General features: G+C 65.8%; 13 protein-coding genes. 6 read left to right on the forward strand and 7 right to left on the reverse strand.

Annotated elements, in window-relative coordinates; all coding sequences use genetic code 11:
- A partial coding sequence (locus AC1D00_RS05200) for a lysine--tRNA ligase (RefSeq protein ID WP_477009919.1) occupies positions 1–1,564 on the forward strand: 1,564 nt, incomplete at its 5' end.
- A gap of 149 nt (positions 1,565–1,713) precedes the next feature.
- Here the strand turns inward: AC1D00_RS05200 and AC1D00_RS05205 are convergent.
- Together AC1D00_RS05205 and AC1D00_RS05210 are read right to left on the reverse strand one after the other, a co-directional pair.
- Positions 1,714–2,466 (reverse strand): carbonic anhydrase, encoded by a 753-nt coding sequence (locus AC1D00_RS05205; RefSeq protein ID WP_167771077.1) that lies wholly within the window; start codon positions 2,464–2,466, stop codon positions 1,714–1,716.
- Positions 2,467–2,555: 89 nt separating this feature from the next.
- Positions 2,556–3,209 carry a S24 family peptidase gene (locus AC1D00_RS05210; RefSeq protein ID WP_404551191.1) on the reverse strand — a complete coding sequence of 218 codons (654 nt, stop codon included), beginning with the start codon at positions 3,207–3,209 and terminating at the stop codon, positions 2,556–2,558.
- Between the two features lie 304 nt (positions 3,210–3,513).
- Between AC1D00_RS05210 and AC1D00_RS05215 the strand changes: the two genes are divergently transcribed.
- Both AC1D00_RS05215 and AC1D00_RS05220 read left to right on the forward strand, forming a co-directional pair.
- On the forward strand, positions 3,514–3,858 hold the full coding sequence (locus tag AC1D00_RS05215; protein WP_404551190.1) for a DUF952 domain-containing protein: 345 nt from the start codon (positions 3,514–3,516) through the stop codon (positions 3,856–3,858).
- Positions 3,855–4,952: a quinone-dependent dihydroorotate dehydrogenase gene (locus tag AC1D00_RS05220; protein ID WP_135176215.1), complete on the forward strand. Its 1,098-nt coding sequence runs from the start codon at positions 3,855–3,857 to the stop codon at positions 4,950–4,952. The genes AC1D00_RS05215 and AC1D00_RS05220 overlap by 4 nt, the downstream gene beginning before the upstream one ends.
- A gap of 103 nt (positions 4,953–5,055) precedes the next feature.
- Here the strand turns inward: AC1D00_RS05220 and AC1D00_RS05225 are convergent, their stop codons facing one another.
- The 5 genes from AC1D00_RS05225 to AC1D00_RS05245 all read right to left on the reverse strand — a co-directional run bounded on the left by AC1D00_RS05225 (position 5,056) and on the right by AC1D00_RS05245 (position 10,477).
- Positions 5,056–6,381: an MATE family efflux transporter gene (locus tag AC1D00_RS05225; protein ID WP_477009920.1), complete on the reverse strand. Its 1,326-nt coding sequence runs from the start codon at positions 6,379–6,381 to the stop codon at positions 5,056–5,058.
- Between the two features lies 1 nt (position 6,382).
- Positions 6,383–7,117, reverse strand: coding sequence for an MBL fold metallo-hydrolase (locus AC1D00_RS05230; RefSeq protein WP_477009921.1), 735 nt, complete (start codon positions 7,115–7,117; stop codon positions 6,383–6,385).
- 31 nt (positions 7,118–7,148) lie between these two features.
- Positions 7,149–7,451 carry a DUF6460 domain-containing protein gene (locus AC1D00_RS05235; protein ID WP_027542359.1) on the reverse strand — a complete coding sequence of 101 codons (303 nt, stop codon included), beginning with the start codon at positions 7,449–7,451 and terminating at the stop codon, positions 7,149–7,151.
- A 114-nt stretch (positions 7,452–7,565) separates the two neighbouring features.
- Positions 7,566–9,443, reverse strand: coding sequence for an ATP-dependent DNA ligase (locus tag AC1D00_RS05240; protein WP_477009922.1), 1,878 nt, complete (start codon positions 9,441–9,443; stop codon positions 7,566–7,568).
- A complete protein-coding gene (locus AC1D00_RS05245; RefSeq protein WP_477009923.1) occupies positions 9,440–10,477 on the reverse strand; it encodes a ligase-associated DNA damage response exonuclease in 1,038 nt (345 codons plus the stop codon). The genes AC1D00_RS05240 and AC1D00_RS05245 overlap by 4 nt, the downstream gene beginning before the upstream one ends.
- 135 nt (positions 10,478–10,612) lie before the next feature.
- Between AC1D00_RS05245 and AC1D00_RS05250 the strand changes: the two genes are divergently transcribed.
- The 3 genes from AC1D00_RS05250 to AC1D00_RS05260 form a co-directional block, all read left to right on the forward strand.
- Positions 10,613–11,539, forward strand: a complete 927-nt coding sequence (locus AC1D00_RS05250) for a class I SAM-dependent DNA methyltransferase (protein ID WP_477009924.1) — start codon at positions 10,613–10,615, stop codon at positions 11,537–11,539.
- Between the two features lie 116 nt (positions 11,540–11,655).
- Entirely contained in the window at positions 11,656–12,885 is a 1,230-nt protein-coding gene (locus tag AC1D00_RS05255; protein ID WP_404551179.1) for an ABC transporter substrate-binding protein, read from the forward strand.
- Positions 12,886–13,058: 173 nt separating this feature from the next.
- A partial coding sequence (locus AC1D00_RS05260) for a ligase-associated DNA damage response DEXH box helicase (protein ID WP_477009925.1) occupies positions 13,059–15,530 on the forward strand: 2,472 nt, incomplete at its 3' end.

Raw genomic sequence — 15,530 nt, forward strand, 5'->3', positions numbered from 1 at the left:
GGCGAAGGCCATTGTCGCGCGGCTGAAGAAAAGCCCGAAGGACGAGGTGCTGTTCGAGACCGGCTATGGGCCCTCGGGGCTGCCGCATATCGGCACGTTCGGCGAGGTCGCGCGCACCTCGATGGTGCGCCATGCCTTCCGCGTGCTGACCGAGGACAAGATCAAGACGCGCCTGCTCGCCTTCTCCGACGACATGGACGGGTTTYGGAAAGTGCCCGACAACGTGCCGAACAAGGATCTCTTGGCGCAATATCTGGGGCGGCCGCTCACGGCGGTGCCTGACCCGTTCTCGAACGAGCATCCGTCGTTCGGTGACGCCAACAATGCGCGCTTGCGCGCATTCCTGGATCATTTCGGTTTCGACTACGAGTTCGCAAGCTCGACCGTCTATTACAAGTCCGGCCGCTTCGACGCGACGTTGCTCAAGATGCTTGCCGCCTACGACAAGATCATGGACATCATCCTGCCGACGCTTGGGCCCGATCGCCGTGCGACCTATTCGCCGTTCCTGCCGATCAGCAAGACGTCAGGCGTCGTCCTGCAAGTGCCGATGATCCGCCGCGACGTCGCCGCGGGCACGGTGACCTATGTTGATCCGGACAGYGGCGAAGAGGTCGAGACGCCCGTCACCGGCGGCAACGTCAAGTGCCAGTGGAAGGCCGACTGGGCGATGCGCTGGGTCGCGCTCGGCGTCGACTATGAGATGGCCGGCAAGGACCTGATCGATTCCGTGAAGCTGTCCGGCGCGATCGCCAGGGCGCTCGGCGCCACGCCGCCCGAGGGCTTCAACTACGAGCTCTTCCTCGACGAGAAGGGCCAGAAGATCTCGAAGTCGAAGGGCAACGGCCTCACCATCGACGAATGGCTGCGCTACGCTTCGCCGGAATCGCTGTCACTGTTCATGTACCGCGAGCCGAAGGCGGCGAAGCGGCTGTTTTTCGACGTCATCCCGCGCCAGGTCGACGACTATCAGCAATTCATTGATGGCTTTCCCAAGCAGGATGGCAAGCAGCAGCTTGGCAATCCGGTCTGGCACATCCATCACGGCAAGCCGCCACAGGGCGACATGCCCGTGACGTTCCAGCTGCTGCTGACGCTGGTGTCGTCGTCGAATGCGGAGAACGCAGAGACCCTGTGGGGCTTCATCGGCCGCTATCGTCCCGGCGTGAGCCCGCAGACGCATCCGAAGCTCGACGCGATGGTCGGCTACGCCATCAACTATTACCGCGACTTCGTGGCGCCGACGAAGCAGTTCCGCGAGCCGACCGAGATCGAACGCGCGGCGCTCCAGGATCTGCGCGATGCGCTGTCGCAGTTGCCGCAGAATGCGTCGGCTGAGGACATCCAGAACGTCGTCTACGAGATCGGCCGCCGCGAGCCGTTCCTCGACCAGGTCAAGAAGGGCAAGGACGGCCGTCCGGGCGTCACGCTCGACTGGTTCAACATGCTCTACCAGGTGCTGCTCGGCCAGGAGAAGGGCCCGCGCTTCGGCTCCTTCGTCGCGGTGTACGGCGTGCAGAACGCGGTCAACATGATCGACGGCGCGCTGGCGCGGAGCGCGTAGCGCACCTCGGTGTCATCGTCCGCGAAGGCGGACGATCCAGTATTCCAGAGGCTTTTGTTATAAGCCGAGAGGCCGCGGCGTACTGGATTCCCCGCTTTCGCGGGGAATGACATTGCATAGTGCGGCGGGCTCGCAGAGTGACGTGCCGATCAGATCGAGCGCAGCACGTAGCGGCGGTTGTCCTTCTGCACCGGGCGCGCGTTCATCGGATAGAGCTTTGCGAAGGCGGCGACGTCGGCGGCCGCGACCTGGATCGGGGTGGCCAGCAGCAGCCATTCGACCACTTCCGAGCAGGGCGGCGTCGTCAGCGAACCGGGATAGCGGAAGTAGCTGAGCCTCGTTGGCAGCATGGCGTGGGGATCGATGCTCGCATCGGCTTTCACCGCGGGCCCTTCCGCCGCCGGCATGGTCTTGACGATCTTGCCAAAGGCCGCGTTCGGCTTGCCCTCGGCCATCAGCACGCCGACCACGGCGAGACCGCCGGCATCGTTGCGATGGACGAAATGCGCCTCCATCGGAAAATTCTTGCCGCCGATCATGTGCTCGCTCGGCCGGTGGAAGTGCACCTGGAGCAGCTTGTATTTGACGTCGCCGAGCGTGAGCGTGCTGCCTTCGGCGAAGTTGAGCTGGATCGTGTGCCCGTTATTGACGATGGTGTCGGCGCTCATTCCCCAGTTCAGCTTCAACATCGGCAATTGCGACTTGATCGTCGCCTCGATGTCGATCGGCGATTGTTGCAGGCCGACCGCGCAGGCCTTGTTGGCCGCGTCGAGATCGCCCCATTTGGCGGGAGCACCGGCACCTTCATAGCTCCAATGCACGCCTTCGGCGGCGAAGGCCGGCTTGCAGACCGGACAAAGCGCGAGGCCCGCGAGGGCCTTCAATGCGTGACGGCGATTCATCATATTCCCCCAAGATGAATTTGATTGGCGATGCGCGCGCAACCTAGGCGAGAGGCGCGGTGAGTCGCAACGGCGATCTCGCCGCGAACCTATTGGCGCGCCCACACGATCCGCGCGATCCAGCCGACGTCGCTCACCGCCATCGTCCGCTCGGCTTGCGAGGCATCGAGCGGCTGCAATTCCACCGCCTTTGCCGTGCGGCGCTTCAAGGTTGCGACCGTGACCTCGCCCGCCTTGGTCTTCACCACGACGCGATCCCCCTTGCGGATCGGTGTGCCGGGGGAGACCAGGATGATGTCGCCGTCGCGATAGGTCGGGGCAAGCGCATCGCCGGCAATCTCCAGCGCAAATGTCTGCCTGTCCTCGGCGATGGGAAGCGCGACCTCGGTCCAGCCCTTGCCGGATGGACGGCCGGCCTCGTCGAAAGCGCCGCTCGCCCCGGCCTGTGCGAAGCCGAGCAGCGGTACCGAGCGGCCGTCGCCTGCCTCGTCGTCGATCAGTCTTGCAAAGGTGTCGATCGAGGCGCCGGTCGCTGTCAGCGCTTTCGCGATCGATTCGGTCGAGGGCCAGCGCTCGCGGCCGTCCGAGGTGATCCGCTTGGACCTGTTGAAGGTGGTGGGGTCGAGCCCGGCCCGCTTGGCGAGGCCGGAAGGAGACAGCCCGGCACGCGCCGCCAGCCGATCCAGCGCGACCCAGATCTGGTCGTGAGTCAGTATCCTCTGCGCTTTGGCCTGCCTGACCATGGAAGGTCCAGCCCGTCGCAACTCAGGAAAACTGTCCTCAAATCAACCGGTTTTCCGATTTTCGCGCAAGAGGCGGCGGCGAAAGCGTTTTCAAGCGAAGGTCGACGCCGGTTTGCGTCAAGAAACCGCGTCAAAACAAGAATTTAGACCCCGTTCCGATTTCATCGGAACGGAATAGGCTCTAAGTCTTGAGTTCGGAAGGGGCCGCCTTTACGGTCGCGCCGGGTTTTGAGACCCGCAAGAGACGAAAAACCCCAAGAGACTCAACGAGCTGACTCAAAGAGCAAACAGGGCTCCACATCAGGTGGTCAAGATCTACAAAATCTGTCCGGCCTCGGCCTGGCGCGAGGCGGAACGGCAGGGCGTGTACCGCGGCAGCGCGGACGACGCGCGCGACGGTTTCATCCATTTCTCGACGGCCGCCCAGGTTCCCGAGACCTTGCGCAAGCATTATTTCGGGCAGCGCGCGCTGTTCCTGGTCGAGGTCGACGGCGATGCGCTCGGCAGCGCATTGCGCTGGGAGCGCTCGCGCAATGAGGAGCTGTTTCCGCATCTCTATGGCGAGCTCGATGTCGGCGCCGTCATCTCGGTGGCGAGCCTCAACATGCGCTCGGACGGCGGCCACGACGTGCCGGAGCTTGCCCCGTGATCCGCGCCTTCGATGCTCTTTCGCTGCCGGTGCTGCGCTGGCTCGATCCGGAGGATGCGCATCGCCTGGCGATCCAGGGCCTGCGCTTCCTGCCGCCGGTCAAGCCGCGCGCTGACGATCCCAAGCTCGCGGTGCGCGCCTTCGGGCTCAACTTTGCCAATCCGATCGGCATGGCCGCGGGCTTCGACAAGAGCGCGGAGGTGCCGGATGCGCTGCTGCGCCTCGGGTTCGGCTTCGTCGAGATCGGCTCGGTGACGCCGAAGCCGCAAAGCGGCAATCCACGGCCGCGGCTGTTCCGGCTCGAGCGCGACGAGGCCGTCATCAACCGCATGGGCTTCAACAATGACGGCGCGGATGTCGCGCTGCGCCGGCTCGCCGCGCGCGCGCAGCACGGCGGCATCGTCGGCGTCAATGTCGGCGCCAACAAGGATTCGCCGGACCGCGTTGCGGATTACGTCAAGCTGATCGAGGCCTTTGCGCCGGTCGCGAGCTATTTCACCATCAACGTCTCCTCGCCGAACACGCCGGGCCTGCGCAATCTGCAGGAAGGTGCGCTGCTCGACGACCTCCTCGCAAGGGTGATCGACGCGCGCGAGCGGGTGCGCCAGAAGGCCGGCGATACGCCGGTGCTGCTGAAGATCGCGCCGGATTTGAGCCTTGCCCAGCTCGATGACGTCGTGCAGGTCGCGCGCTCGCGCCGGGTCGACGGCATGATCGTGTCGAACACGACGATCGCGCGGCCGAGCACGCTGCGCGAGCAGATGCGGGCGAAGGAGCAGGGCGGCCTGTCGGGCCGGCCGCTGTTCCGCCTGTCGACGCGCATGGTCGCGGAGACCTATGTGCGCGTCGAGGGCGCGTTTCCGCTGGTCGGCGTCGGCGGCGTCGATTCGGGCGGCGCCGCGCTGACGAAGATCCGCGCCGGCGCGAGCCTGATCCAGCTCTATTCGTCGCTGGTCTACAAGGGCCTCGGCCTCGTCGAGGAGATCAAGCGCGACCTGACCTCGACATTGCTGCGCACCGGCCGGGATTCGCTCTCCGACATCGTCGGCGCGGATGCCGCGACGCTGACGGCGGAAGACTGGCCGGGGATGTAGAGCAGTCTCGTGCCCCGGATGCAGCTGCGTAGCCCGGATGGAGCGTAGCGCAATCCGGGAATCTGTCCTCCGGATGCGAAGACCCCCATCCGGGCTACGTCTTCTACGATTTCGGAAACGTCGCTCCATACAGCGCCGGATAACGCGCGCCCTGCAAGCCGCCACGGGCGACATAGAACGCGATCAGTGCGCACCAWAGCCCGGCATTGCCGAGGGATTGCAGCGCCCACCAGGTGATGAGGAAGATCGCCAGCGAGGCCAGCATGAGATTGCGCATCTCGCGCGCCCAGGTCGCGCCGACATAGATGCCGTCGAAGCCGAACGCGAACACGCCCGGCACCGGCGCCAGCACGATGAACGGCAGGAACTCGCGCGCGGCCCGCCGGACGTCTTCGCTCGCGGTCATGACATTGATCAGCGCCGTTCCGAACAGCGCGAACAGCACCGCGACCACCAGCGCGAAGCCGAGCCCCCACGCGAGCACCAGCCGGGTCGAATCCGAAAAACCTCGTGCATCGCGTGCACCAAAGGTGCGGCCGCAGAGCTGCTGGGCCGCGTTGGCAAGGCCGTCGAGGAAGAAGGCGCTGACCAGCAGGAAATTGTTGAGCACGGAGTTCGCGGCCAGCGTGACGTCGCCGGCGCGCGCGCCCTTGGCGGTGAAGAACAGGAACACGGCGATCAGTGCCGCGGTGCGGATCATGATGTCGGAGTTCACCGCCAGCAGTCGCATCAGTTTTGCCTGGTCGAACAGCGTGGCGAGGGGCACCGCAAAGCCGCCATCAGCATAGCGCCGGCAGACGATCACGCCGAGCAAGAAGCCGATCGTCTCCGAGAGCAGTGCGGCGACCGCCGCGCCTGCGATGCCGGTGTCGTAGACCAGCACCAGCAGGATCGTCGCAGCCATGTTGATGAGGTTGATGACGACCTGCAGCAGCAGCGCCGGATTGGCGCGGGCCTGTCCCACCAGCCAGCCGAGGATGACGTAGTTGGCGAAGGCCAGCGGCGACGACCAGATCCTGATCATGAAATAGGTCTTGGCGGCGCGCGTGACGCCCTCGCTGCCGCCCATCAGGTCGAACAGCACGGCCGCCAGCGGCAGTTGCAGCGCGATCAGCGCAGCCCCGATCAGGCCCGCGACGATGAAGCCGCGCATCAGGATGGCGGTCAGCTCGCGCGTCTCGCTGGCGCCCAGGGCCTGCGCGGTGAAGGCGAGCGTGCTCATGCGCAGGAAGCCGAACAGCCAGAACAGGCWGTCGAAGATGACGGAGGCCATCGCCACGCCGCCGAGCAGCGTGRCATCGTCCAGCCGCCCGATCGCCGTGGTCGAGACCACGCCGATCAGCGGCGTGGTGAGGTTCGCGACCATCGCAGGACCCGCGATGGCGAAGACCTGGCGGGATCCGATCTTGAGGGGAACGGGCGCGTGCATGTCAGAACACGAGCACCATGCCGTCTTCGGCGGCGAGATGCTCGATATCGACGAGGCGCGACAGCATGTCGTCGCTCATGTGGGTGAGGACGAGGCGTTTTGCGCCGATTGCCGGCAAATGCTGTTCCAAGGTCTTCAGGCTGAGATGGTTCTTGACCACCCTCTCGTACATATAGGCTTCCGCGATGAAAAGGTCCGCGCCATGCGCCAGCGGAATGAGCGTCTCCGTCCATTCGGTGTCGGCGCTGTAGGCGAGCGTGCGGCCCTCGGCCTCGATGCGGTAGGCCAGGAATGGGCCACCGGATTCGCCGTGCACGACCGGGTAGGGCGTCACCGTCACCGCGCCGAACTTGCGGCTTTGCTCGGGCGCGAGTTCGACGACGGCGAGCTCGAAGCGCTGCCTGGTCTTCGAGGAATGCTCGAACAGAACCTCCATCACCTCCCGCAGTCGCGTCTCGATGCCTTGCGGGCCCGCGATCGTCAGCGGTCGCGTCCGCCGCGAGAACTGCGCGTCGAGCAGGAAGAAGGGCAGGCCTGCAAAATGGTCGCCGTGGAAATGCGTGATCAGGATCAGATCGATGTCGTTCCGATCGATCTCGAGTCGCTTCAGCGCCGGCAAAGCCGACGCGCCGCAATCGATCAGGAAGTTGGCTTCGCGCCCTGCAACGTGGAAGCAGGTGTTGAGCCTGCCGCCCGAGCCGAAGGCGTCGCCGCAGCCGACAAAGCGCAGTTGCATCGGCTGCGGGCTCCCTGAGTTTGACCCGGACCTAGCGGCGCGGCGCGCCGAAGACGCGCGACAGCAGCCAGATCGGGATCACGATGACCGCGCCGAGCAGGAAGTAGCGCCACAGCCAGTTGATGGTATCGAAGCCGAGATCCCACAGCCGCTGGAACAGGAGGCGAATGCTGTGGATGATGTTCCAGGGATCGAAGCCGATCGCCGCCAGCACGACGCCGACCAGGATCGAGAGCAGGACCAGGCGAAATGCGACCGCCAGCGGCGAGCCGCCGAGAAAGCGGTTCAGCCCGTCGCTGCGGCCGGCCGGCAAATCTCTGACGTCTTGGACCATCTGGAAACTCCTCGGGGATTCGACCCCCATTATACGGCACCGCGAGGCACATGGGGAACCCGCAACGGGGCGTCAATCGGCTTACGGGATTTTAATCCCGGATCGAGCCCGGGTTCACGCCTCCACTTCGACTGCTTCCGCTTTCAACATCTTTTCCAGCGTTTCCAGCCGGTCGGCCTCCCGCGGCGGCTTGTCCCAGCGTAGGCGGCTGATGCGGGGGAAACGCATGGCGACGCCGGATTTGTGCCGCGGCGAGCGCTGCAGGCCTTCGAACGCGACCTCCAGCACCAGCCCCTTGTCAGCCTCGTGCACGACATGGCGTACGGGGCCGAACTTTTCGGTGGTGTTGCGGCGGACGAAGCGGTCGATCTGCAAGAGCTCCTCGTCGGTGAAGCCGAAATAGGCCTTGCCGACCGGCACCAGCTCGTCGCCGGTCTCACCTTCGGTCCAGACGCCAAAGGTGTAGTCGGAATAATAGGACGAGCGCTTGCCGTGGCCGCGCTGCGCATACATCAGCACGGCATCGATGATGTGCGGGTCGCGCTTCCACTTCCACCACTGCCCCTTCGGCCGTCCGGGCAAATAGGGCGCATCGCGCCGCTTCAGCATCACGCCCTCGACGGCGTCCGCGTCCTCGCCGGCGCCAGCGCTTGCGGGGTCGGCGCGCGCGGCGGTCAGCGCCTCCCAGCTTGCGAAGGGCACGGTGGGCGACAGATCGATGCGGGGATCGCCAAGTCTCCCGATGAAGGTCTCAAGTCGCTCGCGCCGCTCCGCGAACGGCAATTCGCGCAAATCGTTCGCATCGTCGCCGAGCAAATCGTAGGCGCGCAGATGGATCGGAAATTCCTTGATCAGCTTCGGCGAGACGACCTTGCGGTTGAGCCTCTGCTGGAGGACGTTGAAGCTCTGCACGCGGCCCTCGCGCAGGACCAGAAGCTCGCCGTCGATCGCGCCCGGCAGGCGCATCGACGGCACCAGATCCGGAAAGCTTCCCGTGATGTCCTCGCCGGTGCGCGAATAGAGTCGCGCCGTGATGTGGCCGCGGTCGTCGCGGCCTGCCACCGCCTGCACGCGGATGCCGTCCCATTTCCATTCGGCGACGTAGTCGGCGGGGTCGAGCGCTGCGAAATCGCTGTCCTCGATCGCATGCGCGAGCATCACCGGGCGGAACGGCGCGGGATCGCGATTGACCGGCTTGTCGCTGCGGCCTTCCAGCCAGGCGAACAGGTCGAGATAGGGCGGCGCGAGCCCCGGCCAGATCAGCTCGACCTCATGCGGGTCCTTGTCGCCGAGCGCCGCCGCGGCGGTCTTCGCCAGCCGCGCGGAAATGCCGATGCGAAGCGCGCCCGTGACGAGCTTCAGCAGCGCCCAGCGTCCGGTCTCGTCGAGCTCGTCGAGCCAGCGTTCGAGCTGCTTCGGCAGCTCGGTCTTGCCGAGCGTGCGCAGCGTGGTAACGACTTCGGTGAGGGTCGGCGGCGGCGGGTTGTTGTGGTTGCTTGGGTGGAGCGCATCGCTGGCATCTCTCCCGTGGTACCCCCCTCCCTGACCCTCCCCCGCAAGGGGGGAGGGAACGGAGAGGCTCGTGCCTCCATCACTTTGGGATTCGCTATGAGTTGTTGTGCTCGCTGACAGCGCCGCGTTCCGCTGCGCTCCCTCCCCCGTTGCGGGGGAGGGTAGGGGAGAGGGGTGGCCCGGAAACAATTCGACATTGTTTGCGCTACGTCTCGGCCACATCAGCGCCACCGTCTCCGAGAGATCGCCGACATAATCGTAGCTCAGTCCAAACAGCACCTCATCGGTGCGCGACGCGATCAGGTCGCGGATCAGCGCCGGCTTGGCGTGCTTGAAGCTGAGCGCGCCGGTCAGCGCGGCCAGCGCATAGCCGCGGTCGGGATCGCCGACCTCGCGGAAATAGCCGGTGATCAGCCGCAGCTTGTTGTTGCGGCCGGGCTCGTAGGCGAGACGGTCCAGAAGTTCGGCGAAGCGGTTCATGCTTCGGCCTCGTCTTGAAGCGGCGTCTCGCTCTCCTCCTCGTCGCCATAGCCGACCAGATCAAGTGGCTGCGCCCGCAGGCCTTGGCTCTTGCACCAATGCACCAGCGCGTCTTCCTGRCCGTGCGTGACCCAGATCTCGCCGGCACCGGTCGCCGCGATCGTGGCGGTGAGGCCGTCCCAGTCGGCGTGGTCGGAAATCACCAGCGGCAATTCGACGCCGCGCTGCCGCGCCCGGGCGCGCACGCGCATCCATCCTGACGCAAAGGCGGTGACGGGATCGGGAAAGCGGCGCGTCCAGAGATCGGATGTCGCCGACGGCGGCGCCAGCGTGATGGTGCCGGCGAGCGCCGCCTTCTTCACGCCCAGCACCGGCCTGAGATCGCCGAGCGCGATCCCGCGGCTCTGATAGTACTCGGTGATCTTCTCCATGGCGCCATGCAGATAGATCGGCGCGTCATAGCCGGCTTGCCGCAGCAGCGCGATCACGCGCTGCGCCTTGCCCAGCGAATAGGCGCCGACGAGATGCGCGCGCTCGGGAAACAGCGCGACCGAGGCGAGCAGCTTCTTCACCTCATCGGCCGCATCGCCATGCCGGAACACCGGCAGGCCGAACGTCGCCTCGGTGATGAAGACGTCGCAGGGGACGAGCTCGAACGGCGTGCAGGTCGGATCTCGCGCGTCCTTGTAGTCGCCGGAGGCGACGATGCAGGTGTCCTTGCATGTCACCGCGATCTGGGCAGAGCCCAGCACATGGCCGGCCGGGTGGAATTTCACGCTGACATCGCCGAGCCAGATCTCCTCGCCATAGCGGATCGCCTGCGTCGAGCCGGCAAAATTCTCGCCATAGCGCAGCCGCATCATGTCCAGCGTTTCCTGCGTCGCCAGCACCGCGCCATGGCCGGCGCGGGCATGGTCGGAATGGCCGTGGGTGATCACCGCCCGCTCGACCGGGCGCACGGGATCGATGTGGAAGCCGCCGGGCTTGCAGCACAGGCCGGCAGCAGCTGGCAACAGGATGTCTTGCGGACGCATGTGCACCATATAGTCAGCGGACCCCTCAAATTAAGTCGTCATGCGCGGGCTTGACCCGCGCATCCATCGCCCTAAAGAGTTCCATTTTGATGGATTGCCGGGTCAAGCCCGGCAATGACGAACCTCGGTTTCCCAATGCCCCTGCGCCTTTTCCACTCTTCCGGCGATCTCATGGCCGACCGCCGCTTCGAGTTCGCGCGCGACCTCCAGCTCAAGGGCGATCTGCCTGCCGCCGCCGACCTGCTGGAGCAGGCGATCGAGCTCGCACCCAATTTTGCTTCGGCCTGGTTCACGCTCGGCGAGATTCGTCAGMAACTCGGCGAGCGCGACAAGGCCATCGCGGCCTTTCGTAAATCGCGGGAGTCCGATCCGGAGGATCAGCATGGTGCCGGCCTGCATCTGATACGGCTCGGCGATGTGCAGATGACGGAGATGCCCAAGGCCTATGTGCAGGCCCTGTTCGACCAGTACGCGCCGCGGTTCGAGCACGTGCTGATCAACGATCTCGGCTATCGCGCCCCGGCGCTGATCTTCAAGGCGGTGCTGGCCGCGCGCGTCGCCGCGAAGAAGCCGGCTTTCTTCAAGCGCACCATCGATCTTGGTTGCGGCACCGGGCTTGCCGCCGCCGCCTTCGCCAGGCAGGTCGATCATTTCATCGGCATCGACCTGTCGTCCGGCATGATCAGGGAGGCGCGCGCGAGTGGTCTCTACGCCGAGCTCGAGGTCGCCGACATGATCGAGGGCCTGCGCGGCAAGGGCGATGCGAGCGCAAACCTCGTCGTGGCCGCGGATGCGTTCGTCTACCTCTCCGATCTCGCGCCGGTGCTGACCGAAGCCGTGCGCGTGCTTGCATCGGGCGGCGTGCTCGCCTTCACGCTGGAGACGCATGACGGCAGCGGCATCGTTCTCGGCGAAGGCCTGCGCTATGCCCATTCGGCGGAATATGTGCGCGGCGCCATCGCGCAAGCCGGACTGAAGCTTCTCACCCTGGAGCCGGCCTCGCCACGCATCGAGAACAACGAGCCGGTGCGCGGCCTCGTCGTCGTCGCCGATAAAACTTGAGTCTAGGCGCTAAACGCCCTGCGATTTGAGCGTCATTGCGTCGCAAAGCGACGACTTCCTACTTGCGGGCTGCCGGTCGAAGCCAGCACAATGCCCGTGCTAGGGAGAAACAAATAATGACCAAGAATCCATCGAGGCGCGATTTCAGCGCCGCCGCGCTCGCCACCATCGCCGCATCCACCTTGCCCGCGCCGTATGTCTGGGCCGCGGAGAAGAAATACGATGCCGGTGCCAGCGACACCGAGATCAAGATCGGGCAGACCGTGCCGCATTCCGGCCCCGGCTCGCTCTACGGCGTGCTCGGGCGCGTCGGGGAAGCCTATTTCCAGATGCTGAACGAGAAGGGCGGCATCAACGGACGCAAGGTCAAGTTCCTGACCATGGACGATGCCTACAGCGCGCCGAAATGCGTCGAGGCGACGCGGCGCCTGGTCGAGCAGGAGGAGGTGCTTGCGCTCTACGGCTCGCTCGGCACCGCGCCGCAGACCGCCGTGCACAAATACCTGAACTCGAAGGGCGTGCCGCAGCTTCTGCTCAACACTGGCGCCTCCAAGTGGAACAACCCGAAAGAGTTCAAATGGACCATGGCGGGCCTGCCGCTCTATCCGACCGAGGCGCGCATCCTGGCGCGGCACGTCCTCAGCGTGAAGCCGAACGCCAAGGTCGGCATTCTCTACCAGAACGACGATTTCGGCCGCGACTTCCTCGGTCCCTTCAAGAAGGTGCTGGCGGATGCCGGCGGCACCGCGCAGGTGATCATGGAGCAGACCTACGATCTGACCGATCCGACCGTCGATTCCCAGCTCATCAATCTCTCGAAGTCGGGCGCCGACGTCTTCTACAACATCTCCACCGGCAAGGCGTCGTCGCAGTCGATCCGGAAAGTGGCCGAGCTCGGCTGGAAGCCGCTGCAGCTGCTGTCGGCCGGCTCGACCGGGAAGTCCATCCTCAGTGCGGCCGGCCTCGATAACGCTGCCGGGATCGTCGCGATCCGCTATTCCAAGGATGCCGGGCCCGGCCCCTGGGAAAATGACAAGGATGTGGTCGCATTCGATACGCTGCGCAAGAATTACCTGCCGAACATCGATCCCGACAACACCATCGCCTATGCCGGTTATGGTCAGGCGGTGACCATGGGCGAGATTCTGCGCCGCTGCGGCGACGAGCTCACGCGCGAGAGCGTGCTGAAGCAGGCCGCGAACCTCAACGGCTTCCACTCGCCGTTCTTCCTCGACGGCGTTGACTACAACTACACGCCCAACGACTACACCCCAATGAAGACGTTGTTCATCTCGACGTTCGACGGCAAGGACTGGCGGGTCTCCGACAAGCCGGTGACGGAGTAGGGGGAGGTCTCACGAGAGGCCCTAGGGTGGGCAAAGGCGCACTTGCGCCGTGCCCACCATCTCTCCAGGTATCCTTGCGCGAAGGGTGGGCACGCTGCGCTTTGCCCACCCTACGAGACTGYGGAGGCCCACACCCCTCGACGAACCCGCCCCCACGGCTTACCTGTGATGCCGTGCCGCCCCGCATCCTCAAAATCCCGGCCGAGCCGGCCGCGCTGCTGCCCGACCGCTTCAACGCGTGGTTCGCGGCCCGCGGCTGGTCGCCACGCGAGCATCAGCTCGCGCTGCTGGAGAAGGCGCGCGAGGACCGCTCCGCGCTCCTGATCGCGCCGACCGGCGCCGGTAAGACGCTGGCCGGATTTCTGCCGACGCTGGTGGAGCTTTCGACGCAGGCGCTTGAACGAGACGCCGGCGCCAGGCAAAGCCTCGTCTCCACGGGCCGTTCCGTGCAGCGCGCCGGCGGCCTCCACACCCTCTACATCTCGCCGCTGAAGGCGCTCGCCGTCGACATCGCGCGCAACCTGGAGCGACCGATCGCCGAGATGGCGCTGCCGATCAAGGTCGAGACCCGCACCGGCGACACGCCGGTGTCGCGGCGGCAGCGCCAGCGGCGCTATCCGCCTGATATCCTGCTCACGACCCCGGAGCAGCTCGCCCTTCTGCTCTCCTCCGACGACGCCCCGTTCCTGTTCTCCTCGCTCAAGCGCATCGTGCTGGACGAGCTGCACGCGCTGGTGACGTCCAAGCGCGGCGATCTGCTTTCGCTCGGGCTGGCACGGCTGTGGCGGCTCGCGCCGCAGATACGCGCGATCGGATTATCGGCGACCGTGGCCGAGCCGGACCAGCTCGCGCGCTTCCTGGTGCCGCAGCCTGATGGCAAGGAAGTGGCCGCCGACATCGTGATCGCCGGCGGCGCCGCGCCGCCGCTGGTCGAGATGCTCGATACGAGAGAGCGGCTACCCTGGGCCGGCCACGGCGCGCGCCACGCACTCGCCGAGGTCTATGAGCTGATCAAGCAGAACAAGACCACGCTGGTCTTCGTCAACACCCGCAGCCAGGCCGAGATGTTGTTCCAGGATCTCTGGCGCATGAACGACGACGGGCTCGCGATCGCRCTGCATCACGGCTCGCTCGACGTCGCCCAGCGCCGCAAGGTCGAGGACGCGATGTCGGCGGGACGCTTGCGCGGCGTGGTCTGCACCTCCTCGCTCGACCTCGGCGTCGACTGGGGCGACGTCGATCTCGTCGTCAATATCGGCGCGCCGAAGGGCTCGTCACGCCTGATGCAGCGGATTGGCCGCGCCAATCACCGCCTCGATGAGGCCTCGCGCGCGGTGCTGGTGCCGGCCAACCGTTTCGAGGTGCTGGAGTGCCGCGCCGCCATCGACGCCATCGCCGAGAACGCACAGGACACGCCGCCGTTGCGCACCGGTGCGCTCGACGTGCTGGCCCAGCACGTGCTCGGCCGTGCCTGCGGCGAGCCATTCTTCAACGATGACCTCTATGACGAGGTACGCACCGCCGCGCCCTATGCAGGCCTCGCGCGCGGCGATTTCGACGACGTCGTCGATTTCGTCGCGACCGGCGGCTATGCGCTGAAGACCTACGAGCGCTTCGCCCGTATCAGGCAGGACAAGCAGGGGCGCTGGCGTGTCGCCAATCCAAAGGTGCGGCAGAGCTATCGTCTCAATGTCGGCACCATCGTCGAGGAGCCGATGCTCAAGGTGCGGCTGGTGCGTTCCCGCTCCACCGGCAGCGGTTCGACCGGCGCGATCGCGCGCGGCGGCCGCGTGCTCGGCGAAATCGAGGAATATTTTATCGAGGGGCTGACCGCCGGCGACACCTTCGTGTTCGGCGGCGAGGTCGTGCGCTACGAGGCCCTGGCCGAAGATCAGGTCTACGTCTCTCGCGCCAACGACAAGGATCCGAAGGTGCCGTCCTATATGGGCGGCAAGTTTCCGCTCTCGACCTATCTTGCCGAACGTGTGCGCCGCCTGCTCGACGACAGGCGCGCGTGGAACGGTCTGCCGGAGCAGGTGCGCGACTGGCTGTCGCTCCAGAAGGACGTCTCGCGCGTGCCGGGTGTCCGCGAGCTCCTGGTCGAGACCTTTCCGCGCGGCAGCAAGCATTACCTCATCTGCTATCCCTTCGAGGGGCGGCTGGCGCATCAGACGCTCGGCATGCTGCTGACGCGGCGGCTGGAACGCGGCCGCGCCCGGCCGCTCGGCTTCGTCGCCAATGAATATGCGGTGGCGATCTGGGGCCTGGGCGATGCCTCCTTCATGATCCGCAACGGTGAGCTCGATCTCGACGCGCTGTTCAACCCCGACATGCTGGGGGACGATCTCGAAGCGTGGCTGGCCGAATCCGCGCTGATGAAGCGCACGTTTCGTAATTGTGCCTTGATCAGCGGCCTGATCGAGCGTCGCTTCACCAGCGAGGACAAGAGCCGCCGCCAGGTGCTGTTCTCGACCGATCTGGTCTACGACGTGCTGCGTAAGCACCAGGCCGACCACGTCCTGCTGCGCGCCGCCCGCGCCGATGCCGCCACCGGCCTGCTCGACCTGCGCCGTCTCGGCGGCATGCTGGCCCGCATCCAGGGCCGCATCACGCACCGGGAACTCGATCACGTCTCCCCGCTCGCC

Source organism: Bradyrhizobium sp. P2_E8, from assembly GCF_056403875.1.

Excerpts from the sequence above, each read along its gene's own strand:
- AC1D00_RS05205 (WP_167771077.1), bottom strand. The coding sequence starts at position 2,466 with ATGAATCGCCGTCACGCATTGAAGGCCCTCGCGGGCCTCGCGCTTTGT.
- AC1D00_RS05210 (WP_404551191.1), bottom strand. The coding sequence starts at position 3,209 with ATGGTCAGGCAGGCCAAAGCGCAGAGGATACTGACTCACGACCAGATC.
- AC1D00_RS05230 (WP_477009921.1), bottom strand. The coding sequence starts at position 7,117 with ATGCAACTGCGCTTTGTCGGCTGCGGCGACGCCTTCGGCTCGGGCGGC.
- AC1D00_RS05235 (WP_027542359.1), bottom strand. The coding sequence starts at position 7,451 with ATGGTCCAAGACGTCAGAGATTTGCCGGCCGGCCGCAGCGACGGGCTG.
- AC1D00_RS05240 (WP_477009922.1), bottom strand. The coding sequence starts at position 9,443 with ATGAACCGCTTCGCCGAACTTCTGGACCGTCTCGCCTACGAGCCCGGC.
- AC1D00_RS05255 (WP_404551179.1), top strand. The coding sequence starts at position 11,656 with ATGACCAAGAATCCATCGAGGCGCGATTTCAGCGCCGCCGCGCTCGCC.